This is a genomic window from Nostoc sp. (assembly GCF_036917195.1).
Taxonomy (GTDB): domain Bacteria; phylum Cyanobacteriota; class Cyanobacteriia; order Cyanobacteriales; family Nostocaceae; genus Nostoc.
Window position 1 is genome coordinate 72637 of the sequence record NZ_JBALDG010000013.1, and the last position, 20658, is coordinate 93294.

17 protein-coding genes are annotated in these 20658 nt (G+C 42.6%); 7 read left to right on the plus strand and 10 right to left on the minus strand.

Annotation, left to right across the window (positions count from 1 at the left end):
• Positions 1-45: 45 nt before the first annotated feature.
• Positions 46-1449, minus strand: a complete 1404-nt coding sequence (locus V7K40_RS04540) for a tyrosine phenol-lyase (RefSeq protein ID WP_334957122.1) — start codon at positions 1447-1449, stop codon at positions 46-48.
• A 91-nt stretch (positions 1450-1540) separates the two neighbouring features.
• Positions 1541-1780: a hypothetical protein gene (locus V7K40_RS04545; protein ID WP_334957218.1), complete on the minus strand. Its 240-nt coding sequence runs from the start codon at positions 1778-1780 to the stop codon at positions 1541-1543.
• Positions 1781-2450: 670 nt separating this feature from the next.
• Between V7K40_RS04545 and V7K40_RS04550 the strand changes: the two genes are divergently transcribed.
• From V7K40_RS04550 to V7K40_RS04560, 3 genes are all read left to right on the plus strand, one after another.
• On the plus strand, positions 2451-2765 hold the full coding sequence (locus V7K40_RS04550; protein WP_334957124.1) for an S-layer protein: 315 nt from the start codon (positions 2451-2453) through the stop codon (positions 2763-2765).
• Positions 2766-3597: 832 nt separating this feature from the next.
• Positions 3598-3777, plus strand: a complete 180-nt coding sequence (locus tag V7K40_RS04555; protein ID WP_334957126.1) for a hypothetical protein — start codon at positions 3598-3600, stop codon at positions 3775-3777.
• A gap of 57 nt (positions 3778-3834) precedes the next feature.
• Positions 3835-4368: a hypothetical protein gene (locus V7K40_RS04560; protein ID WP_334957128.1), complete on the plus strand. Its 534-nt coding sequence runs from the start codon at positions 3835-3837 to the stop codon at positions 4366-4368.
• A 67-nt stretch (positions 4369-4435) separates the two neighbouring features.
• Here the strand turns inward: V7K40_RS04560 and aroB are convergent, their stop codons facing one another.
• The gene (gene aroB / locus V7K40_RS04565; RefSeq protein ID WP_334957130.1) at positions 4436-5527 is read right to left on the minus strand and encodes a 3-dehydroquinate synthase; all 1092 of its coding nucleotides are present in this window, start codon (positions 5525-5527) and stop codon (positions 4436-4438) included.
• 238 nt (positions 5528-5765) lie between these two features.
• On the opposite strand from aroB, the gene V7K40_RS04570 reads away from it, so the two are divergent.
• Entirely contained in the window at positions 5766-5861 is a 96-nt protein-coding gene (locus tag V7K40_RS04570; protein WP_273765714.1) for a cytochrome b6-f complex subunit PetL, read from the plus strand.
• Positions 5862-5969: 108 nt separating this feature from the next.
• Here the strand turns inward: V7K40_RS04570 and bioB are convergent, their stop codons facing one another.
• Entirely contained in the window at positions 5970-6977 is a 1008-nt protein-coding gene (gene bioB / locus V7K40_RS04575; RefSeq protein WP_334957132.1) for a biotin synthase BioB, read from the minus strand.
• A gap of 384 nt (positions 6978-7361) precedes the next feature.
• Here bioB and V7K40_RS04580 point away from each other — a divergent pair, with 384 nt between their 5' ends.
• Both V7K40_RS04580 and V7K40_RS04585 read left to right on the plus strand, forming a co-directional pair.
• Positions 7362-7937: a GNAT family N-acetyltransferase gene (locus V7K40_RS04580; protein ID WP_334957134.1), complete on the plus strand. Its 576-nt coding sequence runs from the start codon at positions 7362-7364 to the stop codon at positions 7935-7937.
• 416 nt (positions 7938-8353) lie between these two features.
• Positions 8354-8809, plus strand: coding sequence for a hypothetical protein (locus V7K40_RS04585; protein ID WP_334957136.1), 456 nt, complete (start codon positions 8354-8356; stop codon positions 8807-8809).
• A gap of 24 nt (positions 8810-8833) precedes the next feature.
• Here the strand turns inward: V7K40_RS04585 and V7K40_RS04590 are convergent, their stop codons facing one another.
• Positions 8834-9511 (minus strand): SMI1/KNR4 family protein, encoded by a 678-nt coding sequence (locus V7K40_RS04590; RefSeq protein WP_334957138.1) that lies wholly within the window; start codon positions 9509-9511, stop codon positions 8834-8836.
• A gap of 123 nt (positions 9512-9634) precedes the next feature.
• Here V7K40_RS04590 and V7K40_RS04595 point away from each other — a divergent pair, with 123 nt between their 5' ends.
• The gene (locus tag V7K40_RS04595; protein WP_334957140.1) at positions 9635-11092 is read left to right on the plus strand and encodes a YdiU family protein; all 1458 of its coding nucleotides are present in this window, start codon (positions 9635-9637) and stop codon (positions 11090-11092) included.
• 77 nt (positions 11093-11169) lie between these two features.
• On the opposite strand, the gene V7K40_RS04600 is transcribed toward V7K40_RS04595, so the two are convergent.
• The 5 genes from V7K40_RS04600 to smc form a co-directional block, all read right to left on the minus strand.
• Positions 11170-12894 carry an ABC transporter ATP-binding protein gene (locus V7K40_RS04600; protein WP_334957142.1) on the minus strand — a complete coding sequence of 575 codons (1725 nt, stop codon included), beginning with the start codon at positions 12892-12894 and terminating at the stop codon, positions 11170-11172.
• A 220-nt stretch (positions 12895-13114) separates the two neighbouring features.
• A complete protein-coding gene (locus tag V7K40_RS04605) occupies positions 13115-14155 on the minus strand; it encodes a WD40 repeat domain-containing protein (RefSeq protein ID WP_334957144.1) in 1041 nt (346 codons plus the stop codon).
• 101 nt (positions 14156-14256) lie between these two features.
• The gene (locus V7K40_RS04610) at positions 14257-14829 is read right to left on the minus strand and encodes a ferric reductase-like transmembrane domain-containing protein (protein WP_334957146.1); all 573 of its coding nucleotides are present in this window, start codon (positions 14827-14829) and stop codon (positions 14257-14259) included.
• A gap of 1060 nt (positions 14830-15889) precedes the next feature.
• Positions 15890-16885 (minus strand): PRC-barrel domain-containing protein, encoded by a 996-nt coding sequence (locus V7K40_RS04615; RefSeq protein WP_334957148.1) that lies wholly within the window; start codon positions 16883-16885, stop codon positions 15890-15892.
• 58 nt (positions 16886-16943) lie between these two features.
• Positions 16944-20624, minus strand: a complete 3681-nt coding sequence (gene smc, locus V7K40_RS04620) for a chromosome segregation protein SMC (protein WP_334957149.1) — start codon at positions 20622-20624, stop codon at positions 16944-16946.
• Positions 20625-20658 lie beyond the last annotated feature (34 nt).

The window sequence follows — 20658 nt, forward strand, 5'->3', positions numbered from 1 at the left end:
CGTTTTCTATTCCCCATGCCCAATACCCAATGCTCAATGCCCCCTTTACTGCAATTCAAATCTTGCTTGAAAGAAGCGGAGATACTTTGGCTCGTAAATCATTTTGAGTCCGCGTAGGCGATCGCGATTATAATAAACTTCTTCAACTGCCTCAGCAGTAAGATCCATGTGAGCTTGGGTGTAAACGCGGCGTGGAATAGTCAAACGTACTAGTTCTAACTCTGGATAATAATTATCGCCTGTTTCTTTGCTGCGTCCTGCTGAAACGATCCCCCGTTCCATTGCCCGAATACCTGCTTCTAGATATAGTTCTGCTGCTAGACGTTGTGCCGGAAATTGGTCTTGGGGAATTTGTGGTAAAAAGCGTTTGGCATCTAAATAAATGGCATGACCACCAATGGGCACAACAATTGGAATATTCCAATCTAAAAGCTTTTGTCCGAGATACTCAACTTGCCCGACACGGGCACGAATATGATCATCTTGAACTGACTCTTCTATACCCCGTGCCATAGCTTCCATATCCCGCCCAGCCATGCCACCGTAAGTATGTAGACCTTCATAGATTACTATCAGGTTACGTGCTTCTTCGTAAATGTTATAGTCATTCAGAGCCAGCCAACCACCAATGTTAACTAGTGCATCCTTTTTGCCACTCATGGTGCAACCGTCGGTATAGGAGCAAAATTCATGTAAGATAGTTGCGATCGCCTGGTTGGAATAATCCTCTTCTCTCTGCTGAATAAAGTAAGCGTTTTCCACAGCGCGGGTGGCATCAAGAATAATGCGGATACCGTAGGTTTGGGCTAACTGATATACCGCCCGCATGTTAGCCATTGAAATCGGCTGTCCGCCAGCCATATTCACAGTTCCGGCGACGCTGATATAGGGAATACGTTCTGCCCCGACTCGCTCGATTAGGTCTGTGAGCTTTTGCAAGTCTACATTGCCCTTAAATGGATGCAGTGATTGGGCATCGTGGGCTTCATCAATAATCACATCTACAAAGTTACCGCCTGCTAACTCCTGATGCAGCCTGGTTGTAGTGAAATACATATTGCCAGGTATGTAGTCACCTGGTTTAATTAGTATTTGAGAAAGGATGTTTTCTGCACCACGCCCTTGGTGAGTAGGCACAATATGGCGATAGCCGTAATACTTCTGGATGCTTCCTTCTAAATTGTAGAAATTTTTGCTGCCGGCGTAAGCTTCATCACCCAGCATCATCCCTGCCCACTGGTAATCACTCATGGCTGAGGTGCCGCTATCAGTCAGCAAATCAATGTAAACATCTTCAGAACGTAACAGAAAAGTATTGTAACCGGCTTGGGCGATCGCCAGTTCGCGTTCAGCACGAGTGGTGATTTTTAATGGCTCAACCACCTTGATTTTATATGGCTCTGCCCAAGAGCGACGGCGGCGCGGGGAAGTTTGCTTGGCGTCAGTCATAGATTGATTCTCCTTTATGTATGTTGGCAAAATATTTGCATACCATTTTGGTTGCTAATACTTGCTGTTGCCAAGACCGTCATAACTAGTTTTAGCGCTCTTGAGGGGCACACCACTGAGCTATTGGTTCAATTCGTGCTTGCTGCATCAATTCCAAAACTTGCGATTGATTACAACCATAGGTAGATGCTAATAATTTCTCGCCTTGTTTTTTTGCCTCGTCGGCAGATACACCCAAGGCAATGATTTCTTCGTCTTGGTTAGCTGTAATTCTCTCAACTGGAATAATACAGATATATTGCGGTTCATTATGTCTTATTTGTTGCACTATTATTTACCTACCAATTTCACTGTTAATTGTGTCTATTTTCAAGTCTAGAGAAATCGCAAGTGAAAGTGAAACAAACTCACTATTTACGTAGTTTGTGATTTGAAAAACACTAACTTTTATCCGTGGTTAACACAACATTAAGAATTCTCTCAAAATTACTAAATTTTGGAGTGTAAACACTTACGTATGGGAAAATCAAATTAAGCATCAACAAATATCTTTTTGTAAATTTTTGTTTGTTTTTTAGATCAGTAATGCGTTGAAACATATGCATTGGCGTAGGCGTAGCCCGTCGGAGACATCGCTGCATGGATTAATTTAAATCTCTGTTGGTTAATCTCTGGGAATCAGCAAATCAAGGCTGATACCCCAAAGATGAACTTTTTTTTACTCAATGCAGGCTTAATGCATTGAGTCAGTACAAATTTCATACAAATTGGAGGTTATAAAATGGCAATTCGGAATAATTTAGTCGCCAATTTCTGGCAAAAAGTACAAAAAGATTCAGTTAGTTGGGGATCGTTAGGCCTTTGGATTAGTGCATTAGTTGTTCTATTAGTAATGCTTACAATGTTTTCTAACGCTTAATTTCAGCAAGGTTATTCTAGTTCCTGGGCAGCAGCCTGGGAACTAAGATAGGGTAGACTTTCATCCCTAGAAAACTCAAATTATGAACTGTAAACTTCTGGCAACAGTCGTAGTGCTAGCTACTACTAGCTTTGTTACTCCTGCTAAATCTCAAGAACCTACTACCGACACTCCAGGAAAATCGAATCAAGTTTTGAATGCTTGTGTCCAAAATCAAGCAGAAACTTTACCAAATCCCTTTAGTGATGTGCCAGCAGACCATTGGGCTTTCAAAGCAGTTATGACTATGCACTACTGCGGTGCATTTCGCAAGGCAACACCACCAGCTTTATTTCAAAAACTGCAACCAACAAATAACCAGCAGCAACCGCAGAAAGAACCGCAGGTTGAAAAATAGGGTGTTGCTGATAAAAGATTTGAAAATTTCACGCAGATAGAAGTTTGAGTAGCAAAAGCCACCACTCGAAATTTCGGTGGACGTTGAGAGTAAGAGAGGCAAAGAAAAGTGCCTTCATCGTGTGGTCTAAATAAATAAAAGTTACTGTAAATAGTTCAAAGTAGAGTTTATCTCGGCAATTGTGCTAAAGAGCTTGAAGTTTGGAGTTCTGAGCTTGAAGTTTCGAGTAATGATGCTGAAGTTCTGAGTTCTGAGCTTGAAGTTTCGAGTAATGATGCTGAAGTTCTGAGTTCTAAGCTTGAAGTTTCGAGTTGTAAAGCTGAAGTTCCGATATAGTAACTGGAAAATTGGGAGATAACTATATTTAGTAGACGGAAAACTTTTGCGAACGCTCTGGAAAACAGACTTTTGTCTAATTCACTGTATTTTTAAATATATTTTTCTAGATTTTTCTAAATAATTTTATGATAAGCAAACCTAATTAATAAACTTCAGAAGCAATGCAAAATCTCGTGACATGCCCTGGTGCGGTGGAAAGAGGAAATTCCCGCATACTTGCTTGCCACGGTAAGGATAACAAAAATGTTTTCGCCAAATCCGGAATGCCACAAATTAATGTTGTAGCCGTATACAGCTAAACTCAGTAAACCAAAAAGTTTTCTACCAAGAGCGATACCTACGGCGGGCTACGCCTACATTAGGATATTTTGCATTTTATGATACTTTTACTTGAGCAAATCTTGAACCAGGAAAATTATTAAACAAAAGGGTTCTAGAAAAGTTATGGCAAATCTTCTGTTCTAATAGAGACAAAATGAAATAACGACAAATATTGACGCAAGCAAAAGAGCAGCCACAGGTGTTGTCAGAGGCGAACCACAAAGCGAATCGGCAAATTCAGTTGGGGGCAATTGCGCTGAGGGTAATGCTGATGGGCGCGATCGCAGCCGGATTTTCGGCTTGGCAAAGTCCGAAAACAGTGATTGCTGCCAATAGCGAGCGAGATGATTAGCGACGGCTGAATTATGCCGTTATCCGCCTTTAAGTTATGTGAAAGGAGAGTTTTAATATGTTTGTGAGAAATTTTATCGCTATTTGCACCTTGAGTTGTGCCTTTCCTAATCTCGCTTTTGCAACTTCCATTGACAGCATTTATACCGATCTTTCATCTAATCGTTGCAAAACCATCCAAGTTGATCAGGAGACCAGCTTTTCCGTGCGGAAATGTGCAGGAGTGGCGGGTTATAGCCTGCTAGTTCAAGATGGAGATGCTCGAGAGTCCGTGACCGTGCTGACACCAGATGGGCAGCAGCATTCGCTCAAATATTCGCAGGTCATCACCACAGCTTTCTCTACTTTGGAGAAGAAAGCAGAATGGCGAGTAGAGAGGAGGGAAGGAAAGGTGCTGCCTATCGCCTTGATCGTGCGGGTGTATGCCAATGAGAATCCCAATTCACCAAATGAAAGAACGTCTTATCTGGCGGTAGCGAAGCTCACACCAGAGAAAATCTGTGTAACGAAGAGGGTGAAAGGTGGAGCAAAAGCGAATGAAGAAGCGCGGCAAGCAGCGGATGCCTCAGCAGAGAAACCTTGCCTTGAGTAATATCAAGTCCGGCTAAAGACTTATCATTTAGACCGCAGTCTGACTCCTAAATTCTTCTTCAACTTGTTCACATTCCCCGCAACACTTGCCGAATGATATCCGATGGCACCTCATCGGTAACTGTCACTACACCAATCTCCGTTGGTAAAACAAACCGTACTTTCCCTGCTTTGACTTTTTTATCTAACTGCAACGCCTGAATAATTTCTTCAATATCCACCCCAGATGGTAACTGAGTTGGTAAACCAGTTTTTTGAATTAAAGCATTTTGACGTTCCGTATCTTTTTTTTGCCACAGTCCCAAATCCACAGCAATTTGACCGGCTGCTACCATGCCAATGGCTACCGCTTCACCGTGATTCACTAAACGATAACCAGTCAAACTTTCCACTGCATGACCGATGGTATGTCCATAGTTGAGAATCGCCCGTAATCCGCCTTCTTTTTCATCTTTGCCAACAACATCAGCTTTAGCTTGACAAGAGTGCATTAATATAGCGTTTATTAATTCAGGTTTTACATAGCGGAGTTGGTCAAGGCGTTTACTTGCTTCCAACTGAGCAAATAATTCGGCATCCCAAATCACACCATACTTAATAACTTCTGCCATCCCAGCCCGAAACTCGCGCATAGGAAGAGTTTTCAATACATCTGGGTCAATTAATACTAGACGCGGTTGATGGAATGCCCCAATCAAGTTTTTACCGTGGGGATGATTCACCCCAGTTTTGCCACCAATTGCCGAATCCACCATTGCTAAAAGAGTGGTAGGCACTTGGACAACATTAATGCCGCGCAGCCAAGTTGCGGCGGCAAAGCCAGTCATATCACCAATTACACCTCCGCCTAAAGCTACCATAGTAGAAGAACGTTCTAGACGGTTTTCCAAGGCGATATCGTAAAGTTTTTGGATGGAATTAAGGGTTTTGTAGCGTTCACCAGGTGGTAGGGTGCAGCTAGCAACTTCAAATCCAGCAGATGTCAGGGATGCGTTAGCTCTTTCCCCAAAATGCTTAAAAATTGTCGGATTAGAAACTAGTAATACCTTCTTGCCTAGCTTGAGACTAGCCATCTGTTGACCCAGTTGATCTAAACTCGAAGGTGCGATCGCAATCTCATAAGACTGCTCTGGTAAATTCACATTAATTACAGAAGTCATTGCCCAACCCCAAACAAGCGCCAGTGGGCTGTATTCTATCGCAATCTGGGAGTGGGGAGTGGGGAGTAAGAATTTTAGATTTTAGACTTCGGCTACGCTCAGTCGAACGATTTTGGATTAAAGAATTGAAATTTAATCTAAAATCATCAATTCCATTATCCAAAATTGAATTGCCCAATGCCCAATCCCCAACAACTAATGATTCAATAGATTTAGGAAGTATTGTGGAGAAAAATAAATGTTTGCAATTGCAGCTTACATCGGCTTTTTAGCTTTGTTCTTTGGTTTGGCTCTTGCTCTGTTCTTCGGTCTGCGGACTGCCAAAATAATTTAACTAAGACTCTTGTGGGGCGGGCAGCGTTCGACTGAGCGCTCACGCCGAAGTCTTGCCTGCCCTCAGTTTAATAAGGATGGGCGAGATGCCCATCCCACAAAAAAATATTTATCCCACAACAGCCGGACTTGCTACCTTCTCCTGTCTTTGGGAAGGCGGACGCATTCCCAAACCAAGTAAATTCAGCATTTCTCGGTCAGTATCGTAATCTGGACAAGGAGTTGTCACCGTTAACATCTTGTTATCGTCGCTGGAAAAGATAGAATTGGCTCCCGCCATAAAGCAGAAAGCTTGTTCAACTTGAGAAAGTCTAGCCCTACCGGCACTAAGACGCACATCGGAAGCTGGCATTAAAATCCTGGCTGTGGCAATCATTCGCACAATATCCCAAATGGGGACATCAGGCTGATTTTCTAAGGGTGTGCCTGGTACTTGTGAAAGAATATTAATTGGCACTGACTCTGGATGCGGATGTAAGTTTGCCAAAGTTTGTAACATCCCAACCCGGTCATCAACAGTTTCACCCAAACCCAGGATACCGCCGGAACAGACAGTAACATTTGTCTGACGGACATTCTCAATTGTGTTCAAGCGATCGCTATAAGTTCTCGTGGTAATAATTGTGCTGTAATATTCCTGCGAGGTATCTAAATTATGGTTGTAGGCGTAAAGTCCGGCTTCTTCCAATTTCCTAGCCTGATTTGCTGTCAACATACCTAGCGTGCAGCACACTTCTAAACCCATTGCGGTTACATCCTTGACCATTTCCAGGACTTCCTCAAATTGTGAGTTATCCCGCACTTCGCGCCAAGCAGCACCCATGCAGATGCGACTAACACCAGTTTCTTTAGCTTTTTGAGCAATGCTAACTACCGTTTCTTTTTCTAGGAGTGCTTGCGCCTTTACCTCTGTTTTATAGCGGGAAGATTGGGCACAGTAGCTACAATCTTCTGGACAACCTCCGGTTTTAATCGATATGAGTTTACAAACTTGTATTTTTGTTGCGTCATGATATTGGCGATGCACGCTAGCAGCTTGATAAATAAGCTCTAGCAATGGCGTGTTGTATATCGCCCGAATCTCTAATTCCTGCCAATCGTAGCGTATTCCCACCACATCACTATCCTTCTTGTAGACTGGGTTAAATCTTGAGCTGTCTTTTGGTAGAATCTCCTGCGATAGAGCGTTTGGGCAAAGCGATTTTCTTGAAGTTATGCCATGCACTGCGCTTTATTACCCATTAGCTCTCAATCCTTCCGCTCTAGATATTAGACATCAGCTTATCAAGATTTTGGTTGAATGACAGATTACCAGCAAAAATACTCACCTGCAAGTAAAGCAAAAGGATGGCGTTTTTGGTTAAATACCTATGCCTACACCACTGATCATCCAAATTGGTACATAATACAGCTAATCTCACTGTTGCTAAACCGTAGGTATGAGAGAATTTACAAAATCTAGTGAATGTTCTGGAAAGAGATCCCGTCGATTAAGTAGTTTATGATATCAGAACTGCCATTAATTACAAGCGATCGCCTGTTCTTACGAGCGGCGATCCATGAAGATATACCCCTAATTCTCAAATACTTTATTCATAATAAAACTTATCTGACTCCATTTTACCCTCTTTGGGCTGATGGTTTTTTCACTGAAGAATATTGGCAATATCAGATAGAGAATAGTTTTCTGGAATTTATTAATGGTCAATCGTTAAAGCTATTTATTTTTACCAAAAAAAATCCCACTGTAATTATTGGAACTATCAATTTTAGTAATTTTGTCCGAGGAGCCGCTCATTTTTGCTATGTGGGATATAGCCTTGCTGAAAGTAAACAAGGTAAAGGATACATGACAGAAGGACTAAAAGCCGCAACTCAATATCTATTTGAAGAGTTAAATTTTCACCGAGTCATGGCTAATTATATGCCTCACAATCGGCGCAGTGGCAATGTACTTAAAAGACTAGGCTTTGTCATTGAAGGATATGCTAGAGACTATTTGTTAATTAATGGGCAATGGGAAGATCATATTCTCACAAGTCTGACAAATCCTAACTGGCAAACACCTAAATTTTAACCAGCTATTTTTCTAAGAAAATAAGTAGCTAGGTGTAAATAAATTAAAGTTTCTAGTGAGTTAGGGCAGTTTTCTTCCTTGGCGATTGAATTTTACTAACCGACATCCTGAGAATTTTGGTTATTTAGTCTGTTTTAATTAGCTCAACTTACTGAAAGAGAAAACACTAGGAAATAGATCCCCAACTTCTCAGATAAATTGGGGAGCTGGGTATTATGTTTATTTATACACAGCTAATTAACAAATTCGAGACATCAGTTGGCAATATTTATAAATTCATCGTAAATCCATAATAAATACATAACAACTCCACAAGCAAATGCAATAGTAATGTTTGTTCACTCTCCGGCTCAATTACCAAGGTTCGTTTTAGCCGATGTGTTCAATTTTATTAAATGATTGAGGAGTTTTTCAAAATGTCCATTAATTCTATAAAGCGCTTATCTGTCTTTTCTACTATCTTCGCCTTTGCTACAATCTTACATGCAGTTGTCTTGGCAGCACCACCTCCAAGTTCCGTCACTACACCAGCCTTAAAAACTCAGACTAGTCCTGCATCACACCAGCGAATCAAACTCACAACCCAACAGCGCCAACAAATCCAAGTGGCTCGCCAGCAAAGAGATAAAGATATTGAGGCTGAATTAAACCCGTCCCAAGCTGCTAAATTTAAGACAGCACTGCAATCCCGTCAGAGAGTCAGAACAGTGTTAACATCTTTAGATTTGAATCAAGACCAACAAAAAAAGGTTCAATCAATTTTGCAAACCTATAACCAGCAAGTGAAACAAATTCTATCTTCACAGGCATCACAACCAACATCAAACTCAGTAGGAGTTACTCCATCAACATCACAACCAATTAAAAAGTAAAAAATCAGTTTTATTTAATTAAGATTAAGTTTCGGAAGACTGGCGCATTTGATCCAAACTTCGGTTGAGCCAGTCTTCATACCAATCAGAAAAACTCAAAGGCTTATCTTCATCGCTATTTGGATGAAAATCATCAGGGTCAACGTTATGGAAAGCATGACAAAAACTCAAAGAAGCAGCATATATTCCATTATCATTAGTCCGGTCATCTATCCAGATTTTTCCTGACTGCTCCCCGGTAATGACTAACATCCCATAAATTCCACAACCATAATTTGTAATGGGAAGAGTGCCCTGGATGAACTTCTCATCGAAGTAGGCATCATTGTTGGTAATAAAACTTGTATTATTCTTGACAATCATATCCAAATCATTCCATGCTTCTGTAAAAGGAAATGGTTTAGAGAGAATTTCGTAGTTTTCGTGGTATAGTTTTTCTGGGATGACATCTTCATATTCAATTCCCGACAGTCCAGATAAGCCGTATCCTGGCCCTGCACCACCATTACCAACTTTTAAGAGAAAGTTTCGATATTCACTTGGTAGCATAATATTGTATCTGGATTCAAACACTTGAATATCTTTATTAGTCAAGCGAGGTTTAAATTGATATTGGTGTGATTGTGAGCCAAAAACCTCAAATGTTGCGTCTAAAATAGCTAATTGAGTCAACTTTTTCTTTAATTGTAAAACTTTATCCATTATGCGCTCCAGATTTTGATGGTGGCGCTGCCATATTTTAGATATGGGTCGCTTTTTGCGTCTATGCTGATGTTTGAAGCCAGAGGTAGTATTAAGGGAAGAATGAATTAAGCTTTGCTCGTAATGACTCTGGCTGAAACTCCAAACTACAAGAATTCTAGCAATCCTTTTCTCACCCTCAACTACGAAAGCGCCTTGGAATCTCTAGGCGATGACTACTATGATGAGGTTGCAGCAGCGGAATTTCCACAACACCTCCTGCGTTGGCGTAACGATGCACTACTGCCCCGTTTAGGTTTAGACCCCCAACTAGTCAAAGACGAAGATTTTATCACAGCCTTTGGTAAATTTCAGGGGCGCAAACCCTTGTTAGCACTGCGTTATCACGGCTATCAATTTGGTGAATATAACGGACAGTTGGGTGATGGTAGAGGCTTTCTCTACGGGCAAGTACGCGCCAATGATGGGGAATTGTACGATTTTGGCACGAAAGGTTCTGGGAGAACGCCCTACTCCCGTGGTGGCGACGGTATGCTCACGCTCAAAGGTGGAGTGCGGGAAGTTCTGGCTGCGGAAGCACTGCATTACTTGGGTGTACGTACCTCGCGCTGTCTGAGCATGATTGAAACAGGTTTACCACTCTGGCGAGGCGATGAACCTTCGCCTACCCGTTCATCTGTGATGGTCAGAATGAGCAGTTCTCATATTCGGTTTGGCACTTTTGAGCGACTGCACTATTTCCAGCGTCCAGATTTAACTAAAAAGCTGTTAGACCACGTAATTGAGCAGTATTATCCACACTTAAGTGCTGAACAAGATAAATATGCCTTGTTTTACGCCGAATTAGTGAAACGAGTTGCAGAATTAGCAGCGCAGTGGATGGCTGCTGGCTTTTGTCATGCAGTCCTGAATACTGACAATATGTCAATTACCGGAGAGAGTTTTGATTATGGCCCTTACGCGTTTATCCCTAGTTATAATCCCTACTTTATAGCTGCATATTTTGACTATTCTGGACGCTACTGTTACGGGAATCAACCAAGTATTTGCCAGCTGAATCTACAAATGCTCCAAGAACCTTTAAAGGCGATTATTGATAAAGGTGAAATGGAAGCTGGATTAGTTAGGTTTGGTGAATATTATGAAGCTGAATACAGTTCTTTGATGTTGAAAAAGTTGGGTTTTGAGGATTTGCAACATCCAGAAGCTGAGGAACTCTTGAATCTAACGATTGAATTCTTGAAAGAGAGCCAAGTTGGTTATCACCAATTCTTTTATGAGATGGCTCGTACTTTTTCATCTAAATGGCGAGATGAACCAGGTTTTGTGATGAACAGTTCAGATATTGTACCAGTACCGGGTGCGTCAGGAATTTTTGATGATTGGTGCATACTGTATCATCAAATTTTGAATGATTTGGAGTACGATAGCATCGATGTAATTGCCCAAACTTTAACAGTTCATAATCCGCAAACGGCATTATTAAGACCTGTGATTGAATCTATTTGGGAAGCAATTGCTCAAGAAGATAATTGGCAACCTTTTTATGAGTTAATCAAGACAATTCAGTCTAGGAAATAGACATAAAAGAAGCAAGGGAACTGGGGTACAAAACAAAGAATTTGTTTCTCCCCCTGCCTCCCCTGCCTCCTCTGCCTCTAACTAAACTGCTGGGCATAAGACCGCGCATAGCGACGCTCTAGAGCTAATAATTCTTCATGGGTTCCTGATTCGACAATTTGTCCCTGTTCAAGAACTAAAATGCGATCGCACCTCTTAACTGTCGATAAACGGTGAGCAATAATAAATACTGTGCGGTTTTGCATCAATCTTTCCAGTGCTTCCTGTACCAGTGCTTCTGACTCAGAATCTAATGCTGATGTCGCCTCATCAAGAATCAAAATTTGGGGATTGAGCAGAACAGCACGAGCGATCGCAATTCTTTGTCTTTGTCCACCAGATAAGTTTACCCCACGTTCACCCACCCAAGTCTGATAACCCCCTGGCAGTTGACTAATAAACTGATGGGCATTAGCAATTTTCGCCGCCTCTATAACTGCTTTCATTTCAAAAACATCTTGTCCAAAAGCGATATTTTGGGCAATTGTTCCGGAAAACATGATGGTTTCTTGAGGAACAATCCCAATTTGTCGCCGCAGACTATGCAGCTTGACATCCCGAATATCAACACTGTCAATCAATATTTGCCCCGCTTCAGGGTCGTAAAAACGGGGGAGGAGGTTGACAAATGTGGTTTTACCAGCACCAGAAGCACCTACAAGAGCGATCGCTTCCCCTGGCGATACCAATAAACTGATATCTTTTAATACAGGTTCACCTGGCTTATAGGCAAAAGAAATACGACGATATTCTACTTTGCCTTTGAGTGGGGGTAGAGCGATCGCATTGATCTTTTCGATCACCATCGGCTGAATCGCCATCAATTCAAAAACGCGGTCAACAGATGCTTCACCTTGCTTAAATTCGTTGTAGTTGTTAGTAGTGTGACCAATGGGATCAATTAACAGCGCCGCCGCCGCCAGATAACTGAAAAAACTCGCCACTGTCAAGTTACCTTGGGAAATTTGCCACGCTCCCACAATCAGTAACGATAACGCACTTAAGGCTTCTAGAAATCCGATGATCGGAATCTGAATCGCTTTCAGGCGTTCGGCTGAATATTTGGCTTTGAGACTGCGTTCTGCTTCATGGCCAAACCGGGCGATTTCGTAATTTTCGGCAGCAAAAGCCTGTACCAAACGAATACCGTTGAAAACTTCCGCGAGGATGGCTGACAAACCTGATACGCGATTTTGACTTTTTAAAGAATACTTGCGTAACCGTTCACCAAACCAGCCGACTAAAATACCCATCAGCGGTGCAATTAACACCGTTGCTAGTGTCAGTTGCCAATTCAGGTAAACCATGTAAATTGGAATTGCTAGCAACTGCAAAATACAGGGGATAAAGTCGTGAAATACTTTATTTACCACTTCGCCAACTCTGTCAACATCTTCCGTGAGGCGGTAAGATAAATCACCTGCTTTTGCTGTTTCAAAATAGCTGAGATTTAGCTTTTGAAGATGGGCATAGACTTGCTGGCGGAGATGAAAAGCAACTCTTAAAGCAGCTTTCGCCATGTACATATCTTGTATAGACTGAAACAAGCCTCTGACAAGAAAGACTAAGGCACAGCTGCCAGTTATTTGAGCGATCGCTACTACATTACCTTGTGCAAAGGGAATTGCCAATTTACCGGCGAGATTGATCAACACTAATGTCGCCAGTACGTATCCCAAGATACCAACAAATCCCTTGGTGATGGTTTGCCACTGGAGTCGAATATAAGGCAGAAGTTGCCAGTAATTAGAACGCGTTTTCAAGCTCGAAGGTCCACAACGATGTCTTTCCTTTGTTTGACGCTATCAGCTTTTGGGGAGTTTCTGAATAGTTAAGTAATTAGTTCCAAAAATTGACACTCTCAGTTCTGAAGGGACTGAGATTCTGCGGACAGAGTAAACTTTAAACCCAAAGCCTAACTCTCGCTGCGGTCGTCAAAACCCGCTTACCCAGTAAGCCTAAGTCGATGCGAAGAAAAGCTGACTACTTATGAGCAGTGGTATCGCGGGGTATAGACCAAAGTTTGATGGTTTCGTCAGCACTGCCACTTACTAGGGTTTGCCCATTAGGACTAAAGGCAACAGACCATACAGACTTAGTATGTCCTGCAAAGTTAGCAAGGAGTTTGCCAGTAGCTAGATGCCAGAGCTTGATTGTTGTGTCATAACTACTACTGGCTAAGGTCTGTCCATTAGGACTAAAGGCAACAGACCATACGGCTTGGGAATGCCCCGCTAGAGTATGCAACAATTTGCCATCGCCCAGACGCCACAGTTTGATGGTTTTATCCCTACTGCCACTGGCAAGGGTTTGCCCATCAGGACTAAAGGCAACAGAACATACTTCTTGGGAATGCCCTGTGAAAGTCTGTATGAGTGTCGGACTGCCAGTACTTAGCTGCCAAATTCTGATGGAGTTATCTCTACTGCCACTGGCTAACTTCTGGCTATCGGGGCTAAAAGTAACAGATTTAACCCAGCCTACATCCGGGAGCGTAAAGAGTTCTTTGCCTGTGTCCAGATTCCAGAGCTTAATGGTATTGTCAGCACTGCTACTAGCCAGCAATTTTCCATTGGCACTGATCGCAATTGCTTCTACATCGTCTTTATGCCCATCAAGGGTACGGATGAGAGTTCCTGTTTCCAGATTCCACAGTTTAATTCGATTATCCCAGCTGCCACTAGCGAGTATACGGTGATCATTGCTAATTGCCAAGGATACAACTGCATCAGCATGACCTTTAAAAGTGTGGAGTAATTTGCCAGTGTGCAGATTCCAAATCTTGATCGTGCCATTATAGCTACCACTAGCTAAAGTATTACCATCTGGACTGATAGCGATCGCATAAATCCACGCTGAATGTCCTTTGAGGGTTTGATAAGGTTGAATGATTGGCAAGGAGATAACGCCAGGTGTGACCATCTGGAACGCTAATAGTAAACGATAAGAGCTAAACCCAACCAAGGTTGCTGTAAATGTAATTGCCAGTACTACTGTAATTTTTTTAACAATTGAGTTTGACACTACAGAGCGACCTCCATTTACACAATTTGAGCAACAAATAGTACAAGAAAACAGAAGCCAGAAGAAAAGAAAGCTTGTTTTAGCTTTTTTTAACTAATTAGTTACTTTTGCCATGTTGTACTAATGCTTTTTTCTGCTAAATCTACTTTATTTGCATTTTTTTGTTGCTTACCCTGGTGTTCAATCCAAAGTCGGATGAGAAATAAAACTGTGATTATGGTAGTAGCAGCAAGGCTAATCGGTGTTAAATACGTCCAATGACCTGACATCTTATCCCAGATATGCCAAATCAAAAGAACCATAGCTACATAAGTGAGTTTATGTAATTGCTTCCAGTTCTTTTTCAGTTTTTTTACACTCCAATTATTAGAAGTTATAGATAGAAGTGTAAAAATTATGAAAGTGCTTATACCCTGGATATATATCCAAAATGTCTTGATGTCCAAAAAATCAAAGTTTCTCTTTTGAACCATTAGGAAACCATGACCTAAAGCGAAAAAGAAAGCAATAATACCGATGCTCCGGCGGCGTTTTAGCAGCCATTGGGGAATTCCAGTCTCTTTAGTTTGCGGAAAAATAATTTTTATAATTGTGGGAATTAATGTGGCTATATAACTAGCTAATGATAAAAATCCCAAAATATTAGGCAGGGGTGATTCATCGATTGAAACCATGATTAATCTCTAAAAATAATATTGTTAGCTATGGTAGAAACTACAGGTATAGGCAGTGAAAAATAACCTCTACTCATCCTAGTTAAAATAACGGATAAGCTAGGTATTTTAGGCCGATATACCAAGATAACTTTACTAGGTAATTGAAGCCAAAAGGCTTATTTAGGAAGTACTTCAAGTCTGCTATACTAAGCGAAATTTGATTGGCAGACTACTAGTACAAGTTGGTGAAAGTTTGCATACCTTTAACAAGGGATTTTGCCCCTTACTTGGTTAATTGAGATGGTAGCTGGATTTTTGCCGACTTATACTAGATATTTATCAAAAGGTAAAGCAGTGCAGTCTTAAGTGTTTCTTCTATGAGCAACTGTTGTTAGCGCAGCGGTAGTGAGTAATCGAGCGTCGGAATGACCAGTCACCCGTACCCCTACGGGGATCTTGCTACGCGCCAGCGTCTCCATTAAAAGAAGGGCAGAAGCGAAAAGGATTTTAGCCCGTTAGTTTTCTTTACATAGCTATCTTTTTTGTACTTTTCTACTTACTTAAATCTATAAATTAACCGCTTGATTACTTGTTTACATCGTAGTATGACTACTTGGAGGTTAACAGTACCCTAGAGGGTACTCTCTCCAACTGCAATCTTTCCTGGGATGATGCAGCACTAACAAAATAGTCCTGTCGCTTTTCTACGACTTGCGTTCCATTATTTAATCCATGTTTGTTCGCCTAGCGTCTCTAAGAGTTGCCCCCGAATTTACAGCAGTTTTTATGTATTTGAACCACATCTGTCGTAGGGGCGCAAGACCTTGCGCCCCTACCGCGTGGTCTATTTACCTGAAAATAGCTGTAAACGCGAGAATTCTATCATCCAAAATTAATTGACTTGCTCTAGACTTGATTGCTGGGATTGAGTGCCATTCCACTAAAGTGCTTACTACAAGCTCCCTTAACCTGTCATAATCCCTATGATGGAGTTTAGACGGTGCGTTTTGTTTTACTTTTGTTCATAAAAAAAAGCCCCCTCCTCGCTTGCGAGGAGAGGGTTAGGGGTGGGGCTAGCCTAATATCCTTCTTCTTCTTCGTATTCTGGCAGTCTCTCTTTGACTTTCTTAGGAATATTCACGGGCTTCGGCGCATCTTCCCAAGCATCGCCCTCTACGTCGTCATAATCATCGTATTCGTCAACATATGGCTTGCTGTAGGGCTGGGCTTCATACTTTAGCGGTTGCGGTTGTTGATACCTGTCGTTGCCCGTTGCCTCACTCCAGTTATCTTCTTCCTCGTCTTCTTCGTATTGAATAGATTCATACTGCCGCGCCTTCATTACCTGACGCTGTGGCCTTTGCTCTTCCACATAGTCTTCTGTCCATTCCTCTTCCCGCGCTACGGGTTCAGGGGCACGAACTCTCTGCTTGGGTGGCTGCAATGGCACTCCACTGGGCAGTTGATTGGGTGCTGCAATTGTGCGTGGTGGAGTATAACCATATTCTTCATCTGCATCCCTCTCCCACGGCGCTTTGCCAATACCCAGGCGCTCTAGCAAACCAGTTGTCAACTGGTTTACCCGTTCTTCGGCTCCCTCAAACACAATCAATCGATTGGGGCCGGTGCTGACAATTTCATCGACTGAGAACTCGTAAGTACTCAAAAATTGTTCGGGAATTTGGGGCAATCCTAAAGAAGCAATGACTATGGAGTTAAGCTTCCCGGTTTCGGCGTTGAACTTAAAGCCCCGAACTTTGCCTAATACTTCACCTGTTTCTGTAATTACTTCCCAGTTAATCAGATTACTGAGAGATTCAACTTCGATATCTTCAATTACATCTTCGTTATCAACCAGGATGACATCACCAATCTGGTTGATGTTGTTGAGGTACATGTAGCGCGGTATGCCCGAAATAGAGATCAGGCTGTCTCGCAAACCAAGAGCCACAACCTCTCGTTGATCAATATCAACCCAGACTTGACTGACGATGCCTAGCCGCTTGCCGTTGTCGCGGGTAATCACCTGGGTATTTAATATGTCGGAACGCCTAATTATCTGTTCAGAGGTCATTCTATACCGAGTCCTGATCTCGAATCCGGTTTATCTATACACTATTATTAACAAAAACTCAAGCGGATGTATTGGATGATTGTAACTTAATCCCCAAAACTTGAGTGTAAGCTCCTCGTGCTTGAGTAACGCCGATTGTGCGTTCGGCTGATTCTATCATCGGACGACGTAAACTCACAACTATAAATTGCGCTTGTTGTGATTGTTGCTTAATCATTCTAGCTAATCGTTCTACGTTTGCCCCATCCAAGAACATATCCACTTCGTCAAAGGCGTAAAAGGGCGATGGGCGATAGCGTTGGAGAGCAAAGATAAAGCTCAAGGCTGTGAGTGATTTTTCTCCCCCAGACATGGAAGCTAGGCGCTGTACAGGTTTCCCTTTGGGATGGGCGACTAAATTTAGCCCACTGCTAAAGGGATCTTCGGGATTTTCCAGTTGCAGGAAGCCGTCGCCGTCTGAAAGGATGGCAAAAATCGATTGAAAGTTTTCGTTGACAGCATCGAAAGCTTCTTTAAAGGCAAGTTGGCGTAATGTTGTAAAGTTTTCAATCCGCAAAAGTAATTCGGTGCGTTCCCCTTCTAAGGTTTGCAACCTTTGCGTCAGTTCCTGAAGGCGGTTTTGGGTGCGTTCGTACTCTTCCAACGCCAGCATATTTACGGGTTCCATCGCTTGCAAGCGTTTGGTAAGCGATCGCAATTCTTTCTGCAATTCTTCCAAATCTACCTGATCTGGAACTTCTGGCAATGGATTTGGTAATTCTGCTCCCACATCCCGCAACTGGCTTTGCAGTGCAACTAATTCCTCCCGCCGCTTCTCTTGGGTTTCTCTGAGTTTTTCTATTTCCCATTGCAATTGTTGTTGACGCAAAAGGTACGATCGCACTTCCTGTTCTGTAGCGTCGCGTTTTTGTTTCTCTTCTCCCAAATCCTGTTCCATTTGACTCAACGATAGACGGGTTTGGGTGATTTGGTCGTCTATCGTTGTGATTTGTGTAGAGACGCGATAAATCGCGTCTCTACATGAGATTTTTTGGGTTTCATATTCTGCGATTCGTGTCTCTGCTTCTTGGATTTTTTCTTGCAAACGTTGTTGCTGATTTTCCAAATTTTTTAATCTTTGTTCAGCTTCTCTTAATGCCGTCTCCCGTTGTTGCAATTGTTGCTCTTGAATTTTAATCGTTGCCTGGATTTGCTGCCATTCACTGGGAGTTTGAGATGCTTCCAATTCTGCTAAAGCGTGTCGCAATTGTTGCAACTGATTTTCTTGTCCCGGTAATTCCCGCTCTAAAATTTCCAATCGGGATTGAGCAGTGGCTAACTTTCCGCTATTTTGTGTAAGTTGCGATCGCGTCCCCTCTAATTGCGCTGTCAAACTCTTAATGTCTTTCTGCAACTGTTCCAATTGCAACTGCTGTTCGCGCCGCGCCTGACGTGCTTCTGTGAGTTCCGGCGTCAGTTTTTTTGTTCGGGTTGACAAAGTAGCGATCGCCTCAGTACAACGCTCTAAAACCCGCTCAATATCCAGCAAGCGACTTCTTAAAGCGATCGCTTCATCAGATTCCGCCGCTTCCGCATTGCCAAAACGTAACGCTGAACGCTGGGTGTTACTACCACCAGTCATTGCACCGCTGGTTTCTAACAATTCCCCATCTAAGGTGACGATGCGATATAGCCCTAAATTTTTCCGCGCCGCCTCAAGGTTGGCAAATACTACCGTATTACCGAAAACATAGCTAAATACATCTTTGTAACGGCGATCGCAATCGACTAAGTTAACAGCATAATTAACGAAGCCATTGGCAAAACGCAGCGTTGCATCTTGAGTAAATTTGGCAGCGTGAATTTTATTTAGCGGTAAAAAAGTCGCCCTCCCTGCACGTTTTTGTTTGAGCAATTCAATACCCGCTGCGGCGATGCTGTCATCTTCCACCACAATATGTCCCAAGCGTCCACCGCCGGCCATTTCCAAAGCTAGCTGATGGCGGGGTTCCACCTTTCCTAACTGCACAACTAAGCCACAAAGTCCAGGCATTCCCGATTGTAAAATGACTTTACTAGCTTGGGTTCCTTGGACTTCTTGCTGTGCTTGCGTTTGCGCTTCTATTTTATCCAACTGGCGTTGTTTTTCTCGTTGTTCAAAAAGTAACCGCTTTTGGGTTTCCTGTTGGATTTGCAATTCTTGTTCTATGGCTGAGAGATTTTCGGCTAAATTTTGGATGGGTTCACTAGAGGCGTTAAATTCTGTTTCAACTCGACTGCACTCAGCTTGTTTTTGGGCTAACTGGGGTTCGTCGCGTTCAATTAACAGGGTTTGTTCGGAAATTAGTTGCTGTAACTGATTATTGCGTTCCCTAAGTTGTGCTTGTTCCGTGCGTTGCGGTTCCAGAGTTTGCAGCAGAGTTTCAATTTGACGGTTGAATGCCGTTTGTTGCTGCACCCACGCTTCCGAAGCTGAAGCAATTTCTGTTGCTGCTTCGCGGGAAGTTTGTAGCGCTTGCTGTACCTCATCCCTTTGCTGCTGACAATAGACAATAGATTGCCCCTCTACAACCTCTGTTTCGGCAATTTCTTCTAAGGAAAGACGGTGTTTTTGAATCTCTTGCTGAGTTTGAGCCAGACGTTTGGCAGTTTCCTGGGTTGCTGTTTCTAATTCCGTTAGCTGACGCTGGAGTTGTTTTCGTTCTGCTTCTTGGGTGGCGAGGGTAGATTGTACCGCCAAAAGTTCATCTTCTCCCAATGCTTTCACATGGGCATTGAGTTGTTCAAGTTGATCTGTTTTTTGAACGATTTCAGAATTTAGGTTGGTGAGTTGGGTAGTGAGTTCACCAGAATTGCGATCGCCCGTTTGAATTTCCTTAACTAACTTTTCTTGTTGTGCTTGTAGCGATCGCCATGATAAAACTGCTTCCCACGATTGTTTAGCCAAAAATTCCGTGCGGAGTTTTTGATATTTCTCAGCTTTAGCCCGATCTTGGGAAAGGCGATCGCGCTGTGCAGTTAATTCCGTCTCAATAATCCGACAGCTATCTTCTTTTTCCTTCACCTCATCTAAAGTTGATTTAGCTTGGATAATTTTGCGATCGAACGCCGCCACCCCCGCCAATTCATCAATAATTTCCCGGCGTTCTCGCGCATTCATCGAGATAATGCTGGTGACATCCCCTTGCAGCACGACGTTATAGCCTTCGGGATAAACCCGCAGGTTACTTAGTTCCTCATGTAATTCCGTCAGCGTGCAAGATACACCATTGATATAGTAATTGGACGTGTAACTTCCTTGGTGAGTAACCCGCAGCCTTCTAGTGACACTCCACTCTGCCAATTTTGGATTTTGGACTTCGGCTTCGCTCACTCGAACGATTTTGGATTTTGGATTTTCTTCCTCTGCTTCCTCAACTTCCTCAACTTCCTCAACTGTCTCTAAGTTTTCCTCATTTTGCGCTTTTGTGGCTTTGAGTGAGATATCCTCCCCTGACAAATCAAACGTCACAGTGACGCTAGCTTCAATAGAAGCGCGTCCTTTAGACGTTTGAGTGTTATTTACCAAATCTGGAAGGCGATCGGCTCGCATTCCCTTAGAACTGGAGAGTCCCAGGCAAAATAGCAGAGCATCTAGAATATTAGATTTACCGGAACCATTTGGCCCAGATATGACAGTACACCCCGGTAGCAAAGGGACTGAGGTAGTGCCACCGAAGGATTTGAAGTTCGTAAGTTCCACGCGCTTGATGTGCACCATAGGCGCTGGTTCACTGGGCTAATGAAGAACAAGT